This window comes from Halogeometricum sp. S1BR25-6 (genome assembly GCF_031624495.1).
Lineage (GTDB): Archaea > Halobacteriota > Halobacteria > Halobacteriales > Haloferacaceae > Halogeometricum > Halogeometricum salsisoli.
In genome coordinates this window covers 660,089-676,514 of the sequence record NZ_JAMQOP010000001.1, presented here as the reverse complement: position 1 = coordinate 676,514, position 16,426 = coordinate 660,089, and the positions used below count along the sequence as shown (strand labels likewise).

At 69.4% G+C, this 16,426-nt stretch carries 18 protein-coding genes; 5 read left to right on the top strand and 13 right to left on the bottom strand.

Annotated elements, in window-relative coordinates; genetic code table 11:
- Positions 1 to 34 precede the first annotated feature (34 nt).
- Positions 35 to 925: a ZIP family metal transporter gene (locus NDI76_RS03570; RefSeq protein ID WP_310922640.1), complete on the top strand. Its 891-nt coding sequence runs from the start codon at positions 35 to 37 to the stop codon at positions 923 to 925.
- Between the two features lie 48 nt (positions 926 to 973).
- Here the strand turns inward: NDI76_RS03570 and NDI76_RS03565 are convergent, their stop codons facing one another.
- On the bottom strand, positions 974 to 1,417 hold the full coding sequence (locus NDI76_RS03565) for a hypothetical protein (protein ID WP_310922639.1): 444 nt from the start codon (positions 1,415 to 1,417) through the stop codon (positions 974 to 976).
- Between the two features lie 465 nt (positions 1,418 to 1,882).
- Here NDI76_RS03565 and NDI76_RS03560 point away from each other — a divergent pair, with 465 nt between their 5' ends.
- The 3 genes from NDI76_RS03560 (at position 1,883) to NDI76_RS03550 (ending at position 5,997) form a co-directional block, all read left to right on the top strand.
- Positions 1,883 to 3,664, top strand: coding sequence for a thermonuclease family protein (locus NDI76_RS03560; protein WP_310922638.1), 1,782 nt, complete (start codon positions 1,883 to 1,885; stop codon positions 3,662 to 3,664).
- Between the two features lie 165 nt (positions 3,665 to 3,829).
- Positions 3,830 to 4,978 carry a multicopper oxidase domain-containing protein gene (locus NDI76_RS03555; RefSeq protein ID WP_310922637.1) on the top strand — a complete coding sequence of 383 codons (1,149 nt, stop codon included), beginning with the start codon at positions 3,830 to 3,832 and terminating at the stop codon, positions 4,976 to 4,978.
- Between the two features lie 2 nt (positions 4,979 to 4,980).
- Positions 4,981 to 5,997 (top strand): halocyanin domain-containing protein, encoded by a 1,017-nt coding sequence (locus tag NDI76_RS03550; protein WP_310922636.1) that lies wholly within the window; start codon positions 4,981 to 4,983, stop codon positions 5,995 to 5,997.
- Positions 5,998 to 6,003: 6 nt separating this feature from the next.
- Here NDI76_RS03550 and NDI76_RS03545 read toward each other — a convergent pair whose 3' ends face one another.
- From NDI76_RS03545 to NDI76_RS03505, 9 genes are all read right to left on the bottom strand, one after another.
- Positions 6,004 to 6,297, bottom strand: coding sequence for an amphi-Trp domain-containing protein (locus tag NDI76_RS03545; RefSeq protein WP_310922635.1), 294 nt, complete (start codon positions 6,295 to 6,297; stop codon positions 6,004 to 6,006).
- Positions 6,294 to 6,467, bottom strand: coding sequence for a hypothetical protein (locus tag NDI76_RS03540; protein WP_310922634.1), 174 nt, complete (start codon positions 6,465 to 6,467; stop codon positions 6,294 to 6,296). The genes NDI76_RS03545 and NDI76_RS03540 overlap by 4 nt, the downstream gene beginning before the upstream one ends.
- Positions 6,468 to 6,570: 103 nt before the next feature.
- Positions 6,571 to 6,711: a hypothetical protein gene (locus tag NDI76_RS03535; protein WP_310922633.1), complete on the bottom strand. Its 141-nt coding sequence runs from the start codon at positions 6,709 to 6,711 to the stop codon at positions 6,571 to 6,573.
- Positions 6,708 to 7,022 carry a DUF7551 domain-containing protein gene (locus NDI76_RS03530; RefSeq protein WP_310922632.1) on the bottom strand — a complete coding sequence of 105 codons (315 nt, stop codon included), beginning with the start codon at positions 7,020 to 7,022 and terminating at the stop codon, positions 6,708 to 6,710. The genes NDI76_RS03535 and NDI76_RS03530 overlap by 4 nt, the downstream gene beginning before the upstream one ends.
- Positions 7,019 to 7,690 carry a DUF7551 domain-containing protein gene (locus tag NDI76_RS03525; RefSeq protein ID WP_310922631.1) on the bottom strand — a complete coding sequence of 224 codons (672 nt, stop codon included), beginning with the start codon at positions 7,688 to 7,690 and terminating at the stop codon, positions 7,019 to 7,021. The genes NDI76_RS03530 and NDI76_RS03525 overlap by 4 nt, the downstream gene beginning before the upstream one ends.
- A 172-nt stretch (positions 7,691 to 7,862) precedes the next feature.
- A complete protein-coding gene (locus NDI76_RS03520; protein WP_310922630.1) occupies positions 7,863 to 9,143 on the bottom strand; it encodes an L-lactate MFS transporter in 1,281 nt (426 codons plus the stop codon).
- Between the two features lie 137 nt (positions 9,144 to 9,280).
- Positions 9,281 to 10,378: an ABC transporter ATP-binding protein gene (locus NDI76_RS03515; RefSeq protein ID WP_310922629.1), complete on the bottom strand. Its 1,098-nt coding sequence runs from the start codon at positions 10,376 to 10,378 to the stop codon at positions 9,281 to 9,283.
- Between the two features lies 1 nt (position 10,379).
- Positions 10,380 to 11,186 carry a molybdate ABC transporter permease subunit gene (locus NDI76_RS03510; RefSeq protein WP_310922628.1) on the bottom strand — a complete coding sequence of 269 codons (807 nt, stop codon included), beginning with the start codon at positions 11,184 to 11,186 and terminating at the stop codon, positions 10,380 to 10,382.
- Positions 11,161 to 12,129 carry an extracellular solute-binding protein gene (locus NDI76_RS03505; protein ID WP_310922627.1) on the bottom strand — a complete coding sequence of 323 codons (969 nt, stop codon included), beginning with the start codon at positions 12,127 to 12,129 and terminating at the stop codon, positions 11,161 to 11,163. The genes NDI76_RS03510 and NDI76_RS03505 overlap by 26 nt, the downstream gene beginning before the upstream one ends.
- A 60-nt stretch (positions 12,130 to 12,189) precedes the next feature.
- On the opposite strand from NDI76_RS03505, the gene NDI76_RS03500 reads away from it, so the two are divergent.
- Positions 12,190 to 12,615, top strand: a complete 426-nt coding sequence (locus NDI76_RS03500) for a Tfx family DNA-binding protein (RefSeq protein WP_310922626.1) — start codon at positions 12,190 to 12,192, stop codon at positions 12,613 to 12,615.
- 14 nt (positions 12,616 to 12,629) lie between these two features.
- On the opposite strand, the gene NDI76_RS03495 is transcribed toward NDI76_RS03500, so the two are convergent.
- From NDI76_RS03495 to NDI76_RS03485, 3 genes are read right to left on the bottom strand one after another with little or no spacing between them, the layout of a single operon-like run.
- Positions 12,630 to 13,808: an XdhC family protein gene (locus tag NDI76_RS03495; protein WP_310922625.1), complete on the bottom strand. Its 1,179-nt coding sequence runs from the start codon at positions 13,806 to 13,808 to the stop codon at positions 12,630 to 12,632.
- Positions 13,805 to 15,208, bottom strand: coding sequence for a VWA domain-containing protein (locus tag NDI76_RS03490; RefSeq protein ID WP_310922624.1), 1,404 nt, complete (start codon positions 15,206 to 15,208; stop codon positions 13,805 to 13,807). The genes NDI76_RS03495 and NDI76_RS03490 overlap by 4 nt, the downstream gene beginning before the upstream one ends.
- Entirely contained in the window at positions 15,205 to 16,248 is a 1,044-nt protein-coding gene (locus tag NDI76_RS03485; protein WP_310922623.1) for an AAA family ATPase, read from the bottom strand. The genes NDI76_RS03490 and NDI76_RS03485 overlap by 4 nt, the downstream gene beginning before the upstream one ends.
- Positions 16,249 to 16,426 lie beyond the last annotated feature (178 nt).

Here is a 16,426-nt window from a genome sequence, read left to right as displayed (position 1 = left end):
TGTCGAATCTCACCGGTTTCGGAGGATACCGAGCGTGGCGTCCGTAGAACAGACGTTCGTCGATATCGTCGGAACGAATCCCGTGATGCAGGGTCTCGCGGGCGGCGTCGTCATCGCCGGGATGAACCTGCTCGGGGCGGTGTTGGTGCTGGTGTGGCGGAATCCGACCGAACGCGCGCTGGACGGGTCGTTGGGCGTCGCCGCGGGCGTGATGCTGTCGGCGAGTTTCACGAGTCTGCTCTTGCCCGGCATCGAGTTCGCCTCCGACTCCTCCTATCGGCCCTTCGCCGTCGGAGGGTTCGAGTTCGCCGGCATCGTTCCGGTGCTCGTCGGGTTCGTCCTCGGCGTCGCCCTCCTCGACCAGGCCGAACACTGGGTTCGGTACGTCAGCCCCCTCGTCAGCGGACGGTTGTCAGAACGGGCGGAGACGGACGGCGGGATAAAGCGGGCCGAGGAGATGGCGCGGGACGCCGACTCGCGCGTCCTCGGCGTCCTCCTGTTCACCGTCGCCATCACGCTCCACAACATGCCCGAGGGACTGGCCGTCGGCGTCGGATTCGGGTCGGGCGACGTGAGCAACGCTATCGCTCTCATGCTCGCTATCGGCATCCAGAACATCCCCGAGGGGTTGGCCGTCTCCGTGGCCGCCGTCAACGCCGGGATGGGTCGGCGCTACTACGCCGCCGTCGCCGGCATCCGCGCGGGCGCCGTTGAGATTCCGCTGGCGCTCCTCGGCGCGTGGGCCGTCGTCGTCGCCGCCCCCGTCCTCCCGTATGCGATGGGGTTCGCCGCCGGCGGGATGCTGTACGTCATCGGCGACGAGATAATCCCCGAGACGCACATGCACGGCCACGAGCGACTCGCGACGCTCGGAATGATGGCCGGCGCCATCATCATGCTGACGCTGGACGTGGTGCTCGGATAGCCGGAGCGTCGGAGCGATGGACCGACCGGCGGGCGCTTCACCGCTCGTTCACCCCGATTCGGCCGTGAACGCGGCGAACGGGTAGATGACACCGACGGCGAAAAGCAGACAGCACGCCGCGGCGACCCCCAACAGCGGACTCTCGGTCACCGCGCCGACGCCGACGGGCAGTGTGAGAGTCCCGCCGCAGCCCTCCAGTCCAGGTTCGACCCACTCTGCTCGTCCATGCGGGGAGTCCGCGAGCGACGGACAAGAGCCTATCTTCGAGGGGTACAGTTCGACACGACGCGCGAGAAACGATGCGCCTCGACGCACCGTCGACCACGCTGGCGCACCGACTCCGGGGGTTGCCGAGGGAAATCCGACGGACGAACGCGCTCGAAAGACCATCTCAGCACTCGTGAGCGCGTCGTCCGCGCCGACCTGCCGGTCTCCGCGCACGCGCGCTTCCGTCCGTCGCGGCGCGGCGGCGCCGAAACGTAAAAACCGCACGCTGAAGCCTCCTACCGTCCGTTTCCGTGCCGCGCATCGATTTCGCGCGCGACGGCCGGACACGACCTTTTTTGCCTCTAATTGTGACCTTACTGCACGGACATATTTCGTGTAACGAGCCCGGAATGAAGTTCGTAACCGAAGGTTTCGACGGGTCGGTTGGCGGGTGCGAAGCGGAAGGACCTCCCGAACACGGGCGTCGTGCGAACCGTCGATTCGGACTTCGCGGAGAGATATCTGAAACCTCACTGACCCGAGAGGACCCTCGACGGGGGCGAATGACGGGCGGTCCGCCGTTCGACCGTTCGAGCGGAAGTTTCGCCCTAACGCCCGTGTTCCGGCGAGTTAGCCGCGTACAACCGCGGTTAAAATAGTAGTAAATAGAGAAACTCATTCTAACACGATATTATATCACGGAGAATTATGCTGAATTATATGTCCTATCATGGAGTGATTTCAAACAGAATGTCCCGGCTGGCAACACTCGTGGTCGCCCTCCTCCTCGTCACGGCGGGCTGCACCGCTGCGGGTACGCAATCGGCATCCTCCGACGGCGATATCGTGAGGAGCAACGAATCGGTAGACAGTACGGCGGCCGACTCGACGCGCGGGGAGGCCGCCGCCTCGACCCTCTCCGCGACAGCGACGGACGCCGAGTCCGCGACCGTCCCCGCGACGGACGCGGGCGAGGAGTCGGCGAACGCCGACGACACGGAGACGACTACAGAGGCGCAGTCGAGCGACGACTCGGACGACGAATCCGCGTCGGCTGACGACGACGCGCCCGAGTCCGACGCTTCCGCCTCCGACTCCTCCACGTCGGACTCCGACACCTCCGACGACGCGTCAAGCGCGGACGATAACCCGTCAGCCGCCGCCTCCTCGGACGCCGATACGGACGGCAGCGCGTCCGACGGTGAGACGGCCGACGACGACGGAGCGGCGACGACGTCGTCCGCAAGCGCTCTCGAAGCGCAGACTGAACCCGAACCGCAGACCGAGTGGAACGTGACGGTCACGACGGTCGCCGACGGCGACAGTCTGCTCGTGGAGTTCCCCGACGGTCGCTTGGAGAAAGTAGACCTCGTCGGCGTCGACGCCCCCGACGGTGACTACTCGGAGGACGACTTCGAGGGGATGGCGACGGAAGACGGCGGCGAGGCTTGGCTCGACGACTGGGGCGGCAAGGCGACCGGCTTCGTAAGCGACGAAATCGGCGGGCGAGACGTGCGGATCTACGTCGACTCGGTCGCCGACCGCCGCGACGACTCCGGCACCCTCCAAGTGTACGTTGACGACGGCGACACCGCCACCCTCAACGCCGACCTGATAGAGCGCGGTTACGCCGAAGTCGCCGACTACTCGTTCTCGAAGAAAGAGGCGTTCGAGCAGGAAGAGGAGAACGCCTACCAGGGCCACAACGGCCTCTGGCGCTTCAACGAACCCGACCCGCTCGCCGACCTCCCCGACTCGGACGAGGAGGAAACGGCGACTGAGACCGAGACGGAGACTGAAACCGAACCCGAACCGAAGACCGAATGGACCGTGACGGTCACGATGGCCGCCGACGGCGACAGTCTGCTCGTGGAGTTCCCCGACGGTCGCTTGGAGAAAGTTGACCTCGTTGGCGTCGACGCCCCCGACGGTGACTACACCGAGGACGACTACCTCGGCATGGCGACCGAAGAGGGCGGCGAAGCCTGGCTCAACGACTGGGGCGGCAGGGCGACCAGTTTCGTCGCTAGCGAGGTTGAAGGCCGAGAGGTGCGAATCTACGTGGACTCCGTCGCGGACCGCCGCGACGACTCCGGCACGCTTCAGGTGTACGTCGACGACGGCGACACCGCCACCCTCAACGCCGACCTGATAGAGCGCGGTTACGCGGAGGTCGCGGAGTATCAGTTCTCGAAGAAGACGGAATTCGAGCAGGAAGAGGAGAACGCCTACCAGGGCCACAACGGCCTCTGGCGCTTCTACGAACCCGACCCGCTCGCCGACCTCCCCGACTCGGACGAAGAGACGAGCGCGGAGATGGTGACGGAGACAGAGAGCGAGACGCAGACCGAATCAGTGACCGCGACCGAGACGGAAACCGAAGTCGAATCGGCCACCGAAACCGAAACTATGACCGAGACCGCGACTGAGACGGCGGTTGAGACCGAGAGCGACGAGACGGCGACCGCGACCGCCGCTGAGTCGACCCCGGCCGAGACCGAGGCACCGGCGAACGCGAGCGCGAGCGCCTGAGAACGGAGACGGCTTCCGACCGACGACCGAATCTCCTTTTCGCGAACTCAAGGCGCCGACGACCGGCGTCTCTACCCGGTGAATGCGTGCGAATCACACACATTATTCTCGCGATTCGGGAGTTACCGGTATCCGATATGTACCGTCCCCGATAAAGAGAAACTGATGAAGGGTGAAATCGGTGCTCCCGGGGACGGAATCTCGCGACGACAGTTCCTCGCGGCGACGGGGTCGACAGGCGTGGCCGCCGCGGCCGGGTGTCTGACCAGTTCGACGCCGACGGTCACGAAAGTGAACCCGGCGGGCGCGGCGGCGCAGGTCGCAGGCGACCTGCCGACGACCGGCCGGCCGGAAGTGGTCGGCCTCGAAGAGCGAAACAACCACGTGACGCTGAAGGCGGTGAACGCGGTGCACCACGTGCACCCGGGCGAGACGATGAACGGTCCCATCACGCTCCCCGTCGTGTGGGCGTGGCAGGCCGACGACGGCACGCCGTCGGTGCCGGGGCCCATCCTCCGCATCACGGAGGGGCAGGAGTTCAGCGTCACACTCGACAACACGGGGATGGACATGCCGCACACGTTCCACGTCCACGGCCTGCGGAAGACGTGGGAGAACGACGGCGTGCCGACGACGACGGGCGTCACCGTCGAACCCGGCCAGAAGCACACCTACGACTTTACGGCCAACGTGGCCGGCACGCACCTGTACCACTGCCACTACCAGACGCCGCGGCACATGGACATGGGGATGTACGGCGTCCTGCGGGTCGAACCCGAGGGGTACGAGCGCGCTGACAAAGAGTACTACATGACCGTCAAGGAGTGGGATACCCGCCTCTCGCGGCAGTACGGCGGCGAGGACGCCGTCTACGACATCACCGCCCGGCAGATGGACACGTTCACCGTCAACGGGAAGTCGGCGCCGGCGACGTTCCACCCGGAGACGGGGTCGCCCCTCATCGTCGACCCCGGCGACACGGTCCGCATCCACTGGGTGAACGGCGGCTTCCAGGCGCACCCGATGCACCTGCACAACCACCGCTTCCGCGTCGTCGAGAAGGACGGGTCACCCATCCCCGAGGCGATGCAGATAGAACAGGACGTGGTGAACGTCGCGCCCGCGGAGCGCTACACCGTCGAGTTCGAGGCGGACGCCGACCCCGGCATCTACCTCGTCCACTGCCACAAGGTGGACCACGTCCGCAACGGGTCGTCGTATCCGGGCGGGATGCTCACGGCCATCGTCTACACGCCCGTCATGGACACCGACCTGTTCAAGCAGGTGATGGCGTACGCGGGGTACGAGGCGTAACCATGACCGATTGCACGCGACGCGACGTGCTCGCCGGCACCGGCGCGCTGGTCGGGGCCGGACTCGTCGGCGGACCGCTCCTCGCGCGCCCGGTTCGCGCGGCGGAGGAGACGGACCTGACCGAGTGGTTCGCCAAGACCGACGGCGCCGACGCCGTCGTCGACGCCACCGGGGAGGACGAAGTGGTGGTGAAAGTGGGCTCGCCCGGCAACGGCGGCGACTTCGGGTTCTCGCCGGTCGCGGTCCGCGTCGACCCCGGCGTGACCGTGACGTGGGAGTGGACGGGGGCGGGCGGCAGCCACAACGTCGTCGCCGAGGACGGGTCGTTCGAGTCCGAGTACTACTCGGAAGCGGGTGCGACGTTCTCGACCGAGGCGCCCGTCGCGGGCGTCGTCCCCTACGCCTGCGCGCCCCACTCGGCGATGGGGATGCGGGGCGCACTCGTCGTCGGCGACGCCGCGGTAGCGCTGCCCGGCGGGTCCGGAGGGGAGAACGGACCCGCCGACGGCGCGAGCGACGACGGCGACGCGGAGAAACCGTCGTTCGACGGCTGGTTGGACAGGACAGATAACTACGACGGCGTCGCGGACCGCCGCGGCGAGTCGGAGGTGACGGTCGAAGTGGGGGCGATGGGCAACGGCGGCGAGTTCGCCTTCGAACCGGCCGCGATACGCGTCGACCCCGGCACGACAGTCGTCTGGGAGTGGGTCGGGACAGCCGGCGCCTACGACGTGGTGGACGACGAACTCGGCTACGCGAGCGAACGGGTCCGCGGGACGGACCACGAGTTCGCCCTCGCGTTCGACGGCGACGGCCTCTCGAAGTACGAGTGCACGACGTACGGCGACCGCGGGATGCGCGGCGTCGTCTTCGTCGGCGAGGGGCCGGTGGACACGCTCACGCCGACGGGCGTCGCCGCCGTCGCCGGGACGACCGGACTGCTCGCGGCCGTCGGGGCCGCCGGGCTCAGACTCCACCTCCGGACGTCGTCGCAGTACGACCCGAACGCCGACCGCTGAGGGAGTTCAGTCGACGTTCGGGGCCGTCTCGTCGGTCCGGCCCGGAAGTTCGAGTTCGATTTCGAGCTCCGGTTCGCCGACGCCCTCGAAGTCTATCTCCAGTTCGACGGGTTCGCCGAACGCGAAGGGAAGCTCCCACTCGTCGGTCGAGAGAGTGAGTTCGTCGCCGTCGCGGAGTTGCTCGCCGAGGGCGACGAGGAACTCGCCCGCCTCCTGCGCGTCGAGGCGGAACTCCTGTTCGAAGTCGCGTCCCGAACGGATGACGGTCCGTTCGGAGTCTGACTCGGGGTCGTCGCTCATCGCTTTTCACCCACGTCGAGCGTGAGGTCGCTGGCTATCCAGCCGTCGGCGTTCCCCGATTCGAGGAACACCGACCGACCGGGGCGGCTCTCGCAGACGGACAACTGGGGTGCGGCGGCCGATTCGGACTCCGCCGAACCCTCCTCGGACGGTCGTCGTTCGACGCTCATCACGAGTGTTTAGGTGGGCCTAAAGTGAAAAAGAACGCGGTTCGAGTCGGCGGGAACGAGAAGAGGTCCGAGAGTACGGTCACCGGGTGTACGGGTACCGGCGTCAGCGTCGGCTTCTTTCTCGCCCGCTCGCTCCGTCGCCGTTCTCTCCGTCCGTCCCATCGTCCGCGGAGGGGGGTCCGAACAGCGAGAGCAGCGCCCACGCCCACGCGTCGCCGCGGGTCCGTCGCGCGTCGTTCGTCATCGGGTCTCGCCCGCCGGTCGAATCGGGGCGCACGTCAGCCCCGCCGGTTCGTCCGTCGCGGAGAACGCGAACGCGACTCGCCACCCCCCGTCCGCCTCGGTCACCCGGAGTGCCGAGGGCGGGCGGTCGGGTCGGCGGCGCGAGAGTTCGAGGACGACCGGGAGCACGGGGAGTCGGCCGCTCTGCGGCGAGAGCGCGTAGCCGGAGACGTCCGCCACCACGGTCTGCGCCTCGTCCGTCGCGGGTGCCGACAGACGGCTGTAGTCGCCGACGAGACCCAACGCGCGGAGGCGGGCGAGCGTCGCCGTCACCGACGCGCCGGTTCCGTCGCATGCCTCGTTCCACTCCGTCGGAGGGGGCGCTTCACCCGCTTCGGTCCGACCGCCGCCGAGGCGAGTCGGTCGGCGGCGCGCGCGAGCACGTCCGCCTGCTCGGCGGCCGAGAGTCGCCCGTCGAGTTCCGTCGCCATGCTCTCCAGGAGGCACAGACAGAGGTCGTCGGGGTCGGGGACGCGCTCCGCGAGTTCCAGATAGGCGTCCATCACGGCCGTCTCGACGGCGCCGTAACCGGCCTCGGAGAGCGTCTCGAACACCGCCGCGGCGACGCCGTGACAGAACTCGACGCGCCGCGACCGAACGGCGTCTGACGCGGCCGCATCGGCCGCTCTCGCGGAGTCTGTGGAATCAGGATGCGCTCGCTCGCCGGTCACGGCGTCGGTCCGGCCGCGGCCGCGCGCGCCGACGCCCTGGCACACCACGAGGTCGTAGAACGGCAGGTGCGGGTCGTAGCGGCGGAGCGCCGTGCGGTACTGCTCGGCCGCCCGCGCGGCGTTCCGCGCGACGGCGCGCGTCTCGAACCGCTCGCCTGCGACCGGAGCAGGCCGCTCGCCGGTGCGCCCGCAGACGAGGGCGAACTCCCCCTCGTCGTCCGCCAGCGCTTCGAGGTGTTCGCGTATCTCGACCAGCGTCGTTCCCACCATCGGGACCTACCTCCGCCCCGCCGCGGGAGGCCGCGCCGGTCCCGTCTCGTTCGTCGCTTCGCCGAGCATACTGTTTAGGCCCACCTAAATCGACAAAACGTTTTCGCCGAGAGTCCGCGACTGGGGTCGGAGAGAAAAGCGAAGAGAAAGACGGGTCCGAGGAGGCGGCGAGTCAGTCGCTCGCGGCCGTCTCGCTCGTCCGATTCGACGACTGGACGCGTCCGATGCGCCAGCGGAGAACGAGGACCGTGACTAACCCGACGACGAGGGCGCCGTTCATGACGTACAGTGCGCTGGTGTAGTTGCCCGTCGCTTCGAGGACGAACGAGGCGAGTTGCGGGCCGGCGACGCCGGCGACGCCCCACGCCGTGAGGGCGTAGCCGTGGATGGCGCTGACCTCCTCGGTGCCGAAGAGGTCGCTGAGGTACGCCGGGAGGCAGGCGAACCCGCCGCCGTAGCAGGTGATGACGAGGAACATGACCGCCGCGAGCGTCCAGACGGCCGTTATCGCCGGCATCACGAAGAAGGCGACTATCTGGATGACCATGAACGCCCCGTACGTGGTCGTCCGGCCGATGTAATCCGAGAGCGTCGACCAGAAGATGCGACCGCCGCCGTTGAAGATGCCGATGTAGCCGGTGATGAACGCCGCCGTCGTCGCCGTCGCGCCGCCGACCTGCTGGAGCATGGGCGAGGCGAACGCGAGCAGCATGATGCCCGCGGAGACGTTGATGAAGACGATGAGCCACACCATCCAGAAGCGCGGCGTCGTCCGCGCCTCCACGGCGGTGAGGTTGTCGAGCCCCGAGAGCGCGCTCTTGGCCTTCTCGTGGGCGTTCTCCTCGTCCTCCATCCCCTCGGGGAGCCACCCCTCCGGCGGCTTCGCGAGGTAACTCGCGCCGAGCGACATCAGGACGAAGTACAGCACGCCGAGGACGAAGAACGTCGTCGCGACGTCGGTGCTCTGAATGAGGAAGTTACCGAGCGGCCCCGTCAGGAGGGCGCCGGCGCCGAAGCCCATGACCGCGAGGCCCGTCGCCATCCCGCGTCGGTCGGGGAACCACTCGACGAGCGTTCCGATGGGGGAGATGTAGCCGAGTCCGAGTCCCATCCCGCCGACGACGCCGAACGTGGCGAGAAACAGCGGGAGGCTCCCGATGAGGACGCTGACGCCCGACCCGACCATCCCGAGACCGTACAGGACGGCCGCGGATAACCCGGCCAGCCGCGGTCCGTACTCCTCGACGTACTTGCCGAGGAAGGCGGCCGTAATGCCGAGCACGAAGATGGCGATGGAGAACGCGAGCGTGACGCTCGACGTTCCCCACCCCTGCGACTCGTTCAACGGTATCTGATAGATACTGTACGCGTAGATGCTCCCGATGGACAGGTGAATCGCCACCGCCGAGAGGGCGATGAGCCATCGGTTTTTGTCCGCCGTCGTTCGAGACATGCTCCATAATAATAATTTGTTAATTCAAAAGCCTGCTGGCAGTCTAAAAAAGATGTTAGAAATATTGGAGAGAATATTGCCGCTGGAGGGGGATTGTTCATCCGAAGCCGGTCGGAGCGGACGGAGACGAGGCCGTCTCACCGGATCAGGTGAATCGCCGCCGCCGGGACGACGGCCGCCACGGCGGCGCCGTCTCGTATCCCCGCTCGCTCGAAGCGGTGCGGCGTCGCACGCGCCGTCAGCGAGACGGGGGCGTCGCGGACGTCGAGGACGACCCGGTAGCCGTCGCCCTCGTTCAGCCATCGACGGACGGTCCCCCGAAGCACGTTCCCCTCCTCGTCGGGGTCGTTTCCGTCGTCGGGTTCCCCGCCGACCGAGGCCGTCGGCCGGAGTCGAACGCGCGAGGGGCGAACGCAGGCGACGACGTCCCCCTCGGCCGGCGCGCCGGGCGGGGCCGCCGCCCGGAGTCGGAGGTCACCGACGCGGAGACGGACCTCGTCGCCGGCGTCGCTCCCGTCCCCGCCGTCCGCCCGGCCCGTCACCGTCGCGTCGAACAGGTTGTCGGTACCGGTGAACCGGGCGACGAACTCGCTCCGCGGCCGGTCGAGCACGTCCGCGGGCGTCCCCACCTGTTCGACGGTCCCGTCGCGGAGGACGGCGATGCGGTCGCCGAGCGCCGTCGCCGTGCGCTGGTCGTGCGTGACGTAGACGACGGGAACGTCGAGCGAGTCGAACAGGTCGTGGAGTTCGTCGCGGAGGCGGTTGCGGATGGGCGCGTCGAGGCTCGACAGCGGTTCGTCGAGGAGGAGAGCGTCCGGGTCGGCGGCGAGGGTGCGGGCGAGGGCGACGCGCTGTCGCTCCCCGCCGGAGAGCGCCGCCGGCTTGCGGTCCAGCGCGTCGCGTATCTCCAAGAGGTCCGCGAGTTCCTCGACGGAATCGTCGCCGTCCGCCGCGTAGGCGACGTTCTCGCGGGCGGTCATGTGGGGGAACAGCGCGCCGTCCTGAAACACGATTCCCGTGCGGCGCCGCTCCGGCGGCAGCCCGTCGAGTCGTCTCCCGTCGAGCGAGACGCGGCCGGCGTCGGGCGAGAGGATGCCCGCGACTACGGAGAGCAGCGTCGTCTTCCCGCTCCCGGAGGGGCCGAGCACGCAGAGCACCTCCGAGTCGACGGCGAGGTCCGCCGGCCCGAACTCGAACCCGGCGTAGGACTTCCGCAGTCCGGTCAGTTCCAGCATCTCACTCCAAGGGATTGGTGCCGAGGGCGTTCAGCGCGACGAGCGTGGCGACGGCGACGCCGAGGAGGACGACGGCGACGGGGAAGGCGTTCTCCAGACCGAGCGTCGAGAAGGAGACCCATATCTGGACCGGCATCGTCCGCGGGTAGTACGCGAGCATGATGGTCGCCCCGAACTCGCCCATCGAGCGGGCGAACGCGAGCGTGATGCCGGCGACGACGCCCGGCCACGCTAGCGGGAGCGTCACGCGCCGAACAGTCGACAGACGGCTCTTCCCGAGCGACCGCGAGGCGTGTTCGAGGCTCCGGTCAACGCCCTCGAAGGCCGACTTCGCCGTGACGACGACGAACGGCGAGGCGACGAACGTCTGGGCCAACACGACGCCGGCGAGCGAGCGGGTGAGGGGAACGCCGGCCGACGCCCCGAGGTCTCCGAGAAACGTGCCGGGGCCGACGACGGTGAGAAGCACCATGCCGCTGACGATGGGCGGGAGGACGAGGGGAAGGACGACGACGGCGGTGACGAGCGTCGCGGCGCGTCCGTCCGCGCGCGCCAGCCAGTAGGCGAGGGGCAGGCCGAACACCGTGGCGACGGCCGCGCTGACCGTCGAGGCGGCGAGCGACGTGCTCGCGGCGGAGACGACGGCGGGGTCGGACAGGCGGCGGAGGACGGCCGCGGGCGACTGGGCGACCAGGAGCGACAGCAGGGGGACGAGATAGTAGCACAAAAGCACCGCGCCGAGCAGCAGGGCGACTGACAGCCGGTCGAACCGGCCGGCGGCGTCAGTCCGCGACGGCGTCGGGAACATCTCCGGTGTACCGCGGGTACTCGTCGGGGATAACGAACCCGAAATCGGACAGATAGTCGCCGGCGACGTGCGCGTCGAACACCGCGCGGGCCGCGGGCGAGTGGTGTCGGAGCGTCGACCCGTAGCTGATGAGGCCGCCTTCAACCACCTTGCCGCTCGGCAGTTCGTAGTCGGCCGTCGCGTACGCCTCCGTGCGGTCGGGGTCGCTCAGGTCTATCTCCGGCGGCAGTTCGACGTAGTCGTACCCGCGCTCGGCGGCCATGTTGCGGTAGGTGAACGCGGCGTCTATCGCCCCCGTCTCGAACTGGCTGACGAGCTGCGTCTCCGGGTATATCTGCCGTTTCGCGGGTATCGCCTCCCGGAGGTTCGCGTCGGTGCCGTAGTGGTCGGTGGCGAGTTCGAGGGCGAACAGCGTCCGGTAGCCGAGGGGGTCGAGGTCCGGGTCCGTCCGGCCGAGCGACACCTCCCCGGAGAGCAGTGGCCGATACCAACCGTCAGCGCCGGCGTCCGCGACGCGTCGGCCTCCCTCGGTGTCGGCGTTGTAGGCGACGACGACGGAGTTCGTGGCGAACTCGACGTACCAGTCCGGATGAAGCGGCGAGTCGAACAGCGCCACGTCGGAGACGGAGACGACGTCGGGGTCCTTCTGTCCCTCGGCGACGAGGCGGGCGACGCGGGCGGAGCCGTGCGCCTCCACCTGAATCGTCGCGTCGACGGCGGGTCCGAGTCCGTTCTCGATAGCGTTGTTCAGACTCCCGGCCGCGAGCATCGACACCGTCGCCGACCCGTCGTCTCCGCCGCCGGCCGTCGCGTTCCTGCCGACATCGCTCGCGCCGTCACCGGCGTGGCCGAGAACGCGAGTACAGCCGGCGAGGCCGGCCATCGCCGTCGCCGCGCCCGCGAGAACGGACCGACGGCGGACCGACGAGTCAGCGTCAGGCATGCGGTCAAAGAGAGTCGTTCGACCAATAAGACTATCTCAAACGGTTCTGTTTGAGTCCCCATGGTGGCGACCGAGGCGACGATACTGACCGACCGGCAGCGAGAGGTGCTCGAACTCCGCGAGAAGGGGCACACGCAGAAGGAGGTGGCCGAGCGGTTGGGGACCACGGACGCGAACGTGAGCGCCGTCGAACGCGCCGCGGAGACGAACGTCGAGAAGGCGCGCCGGACGCTCGAACTCGTGCGAACGCTCCGCGCGCCCGTGCGCTTTACCGTCCCGTCGGGCACGTCGTTCGACGCCCTCGTCGACGAGGTGTACGCCCGCGGCGACGACGCCGGCGTGAAGGTGGCCTACTGCCGCCCGGAACTGTACGCACACCTGTACGGGATGCTCGAAGGCCACTCCAGTCGGAACCACCTCGACACGTCCGTCGAGATAGGCCTCACGGAGAGCGGCGAGGCGAAGGTGTTCACCGGCGAACCCTGACGGTCGGGTTCGACTCACTCCGGTGATTCGCTCGGATCTGCCCCCACCTCCACCCGGTCGTGGATGGGGCCGGCGCGCCGACTGAGGTGCTGAGGCGTCCGGTCGTTGGCGACGGCCAGCAGTTCGGCGACGATGCTGTAGCCGATTTGGTACGGCGAGTCGCCGCCGAGGCTGAGTCCGATGGGCGTGTGAATCCGCTCGCGTTCGGCCTCGGTGAGCGTTCGTCCGTCCTCGGCTAACTCCTCGCACATCTCCTCGAAGCGGTCGTGTGGGCCCATCAGCCCGATATACGGCACGGGCGTTTCGAGCAGTTCTTCGAGCGCGATACGGTCGTCGAGGAAGTTGTGCGTCATCACGACGGCGTAGGTGTCCTCGTCCCACTCGCACGCCGTGTCTACGTCGGCGGGCGCCGAGGAGACCACCTCGTCGGCGCGGGGGAACCGTTCCTCGCCCGCTTTCCCGCCGCGGAAGGAGACGACGGTGACGCGGAAGTCGACGAGTTTCGCCAACTCCACGACGGGCGCGACGTCCGGTCCGGAGCCGAAGACGACGAGTTCCGGCGGCGGGCGGACGCCCTCGAGAAACACCTCGACGGTCCCGCCGTTCATCTCGACGGTGACCGTCTCGGCCTTTCCGCCCTCGTACAGCGTCGCCATCGCGGGTTCGAGTTCGGCGAGGACGTCCGGGTCCGAGAAGACGCCGGCGGCGATGCCCGAGAAGCCCTCCCCGTCGTAGTACGCGCGGGCGCCGAACGCGGGAGACCCCGCGCTCGTTCCGCCCTCGCCGCCGACGGCGGTGGCGACGCCGATGGGGTCACCGCCGAGTCGGGCCTCGACGACCGGTCGGTAGGAGTCGCCGAGCGGTTCCAGCAGGACGGTTATCACGCCGTTGCAGCCGACGCCGAGACCCCACACGTCGTCCTCGCCGGTGAGGTCCCACGTCTCCACGCGCGGGTCGCCGTCGGCCAGCACGTCGGCCGCGAGGGCGCGCACCTCGTCCTCCAGACAGCCGGCGGTGATGCTGCCCGCGCCGCTGCCGTCGGGTCTGAGTATCATCTTCGCGCCCGGCCTGCGGTAGGCGCTCCCCTCGACGTCGATGACGGTCGCCAGGACGGCGTCCGCGTCGTCGTCGAGCGCTGCGCGTATCTGGTCGAAAACGTCGGTCTCCGGGAGGCTCCAGTCGGTCGTGCTCATGGGTCGTTCGTCCTCGTTCCGCGTGTCTCGCGCGTCGACCGCGCGGTCGGTCGTCCGTTCGCGTCCGTCGCCGCCGTCCCCTCCGTCGCCGCCGCCGTCCGCCTTGGGTCGAACTCGTAGCCGACGCGGCCGCCCGCGCCCTGCCGACACAATTGTCGGGCCATCTCGCGCACGTCGCGTTCGCCGGCGAACGCGAACAGGCCGTCGACGAAAGGGAGGGCGGCGGCCATCCCCCGCGCGGTCGGTTCGTACTCCGCCGCCGTCGCCAGCGGATTCAGCCACAGCACCCGGTCGGCGCGCCGGCGCAGCCACGACAGTTCGCGTTCGAGGCCCGCCACGTCGCCCATCTCCAACCCGTCGCTGACGACGAAGACGACGGTGTGGCGGTCGACGGCCTCGGGAGCGGTCTCGCGCAGGCGCGCGAGCGAGTCGCCGATGCGCGTGCCGCCGCCCCACCTCGCTTCCGCCGCGTCGAGGGCGTCCAGCGCCGCCGCGGCGGTGTGGGCGTCCACCGCGTCGGTCACCTCCCGAACGTCCTCGTCGAAGAAGAACACCCGGCTGTCATCCCACGCCGCGCGGGCGCGCCGGAGGAAGTCGACGAGGAACCCCCGGTCGACGGCGTCCAGCACCGACCGGCTCACGTCGACGACGAACAGCGCCCTGACGGCCGTTCGCCGCCGCTCCCGCTGGGGTATCGAGAGGACGGCGCCGCCGGTGGCGGCGCTGGTTCTGAGCGCGCGGCGGACGTCAGGGTCGTCGTCGCCGGGTCCGAACCGTCGCCCCCGCACGTCGGCCAGCGCACGCGTCAACGCGGCGAAGGTATCGTCGAGGTCGGCAGAGTCGAGGGGGAAGCCACCGTCGACGGCCTCGGCCGCGCCGGTGGGGCTGTACCGCGCCGCCGCCTCCTCGTCTTCGTCGCCGCCGTCGGGGCTCTCGTCGGTCACGGCCGCAGCGAACGACTCGGCCAGCGAACGGGCGGAGTCGCCGTCCGTCTCGCCGCCGTCGTCGCCGTCCGTAGCGTCGTCGGACTCCTCCGCCTCGTCGGCCGGGTCGGCGAACGGCGCGAGCGCCCCGTCCACGTCGTCGAGCGGGGAGTCGCCGTCGCCCGGGCCGGCCGCGAGTCGCCGCCAGAACTCCGCGAACAGTCGGTCGAACGTCTCGAAGTCCGCGCGGTCGGCGAGGAGGCCCGCCCGGAGCGCCGAGCGGACCCGGTCTCGGTCCCCGAGGCCGACGACGGCCAGCGAGCGGCCGGCCGTCGTCGCCGCGTTCGCCGGGACGGACGCGCCCGCCCGGCGGAGCGCCCTGACGAACCGGACGAGTTCGACTCGGAGGTGGTCGGCCACCGCGTCTTCGAGTCGTCCGTTCGCGTCGGCGCGGGGGCCGCCGTCGGGTCGGGTCACGCCTCCGACCTCGCTCGTTCGGCCGCCGCCAGCAGTTCCTCCAGCAGGCGGTCGTCCACCCGTTCGACGTCCTCGACCTCCTTCAGCAGACAGCCGAGCGTGTTGCGAACCGTCTCGGGCGACAGTTCCTCGTCGGCGCCGTCCTCGGCGGCGCTGTCGGCGATATCGGCACCGACCCCGCCGGCGTCTCCCCCGCCGCCACCGTCTCGGAGGGCGGCGACGGCCCGCGCCCAGTCGATGGTCTCGGCCGCCCCCGGCGGTTTCCGGAGCGGTTCCTCGCGGAGTCGCGCGGCCATCGCCGCGAGTTCGCTCGCCACCAGTCCGTCCAGTTCGGGCACCTTCCGTTCGAGGATGGTCGTCTCCTTCTCGAACGACGGCGGCGCGACGTGCAGGTACAGACAGCGCCGCTTGAGCGCGTCGCTCAGCGCTCGGGTGCGGTTCGAGGTGACGACGACGACGGGCGGGCGCGCCGCCCGGACGGTGCCGAGTTCCGGCACCGACACCTGAAAGTCCGAGAGGACTTCGAGGAGCAGCGCCTCGAACTCGTCGTCCGCGCGGTCTATCTCGTCGACGAGGAGCACCGGCGGTCGGTCGGCGTCGGAACGAAGCGCCCGCAGCAGGGGGCGTTCGAGCAGGTACTCCTCGGTGAAGACGGACGGGTCTCGCGGGTCGGCGTCGGGTCCGGGTCCGAGGTCGGCGTCGGTGGCGGCGTTCCCTCCCCCGCCCGGTCCGGCGCCCCCGGACTGGACCGCGAGTAACTGCTTCGCGTAGTTCCACTCGTAGAGGGCGTGTTCGGCCGTCAACCCCTCGTAGCACTGGAGTCTGACCAGTTCGGAGCCGAAGCGCGCGGCCAGCACCTTGGCGAGTTCCGTCTTCCCCGCGCCGGGTTCGCCCTCGACGAGGAGGGGCTTGCCGAGGCGGAGCGCCAACAGCACCGTCGTGACGATGTCGTCCTCGGCGACGTAGTCCTCCGCCTCGAACGCCGCGCGTATCTCCGCCTCGGTCACGTCGGCGAACGCCGTCGTCGGTCGGTCGGTCATCTCGTCGGTGGGTGGGTGGTCATGGTCGTGGCGTCGTAGTCGTTCGTCGGGTCGCCGATTCTTGCGTACTTCGCGTCGGGTCCGGGCCGCGGCGGCGCTCCCCGCGAGAGGTGAGTCGTCGCGGCGGCCGCGAGCGATTCGGGGGGGCGTCCCCGTTTTCGCCCGCGACGGTCCGAGT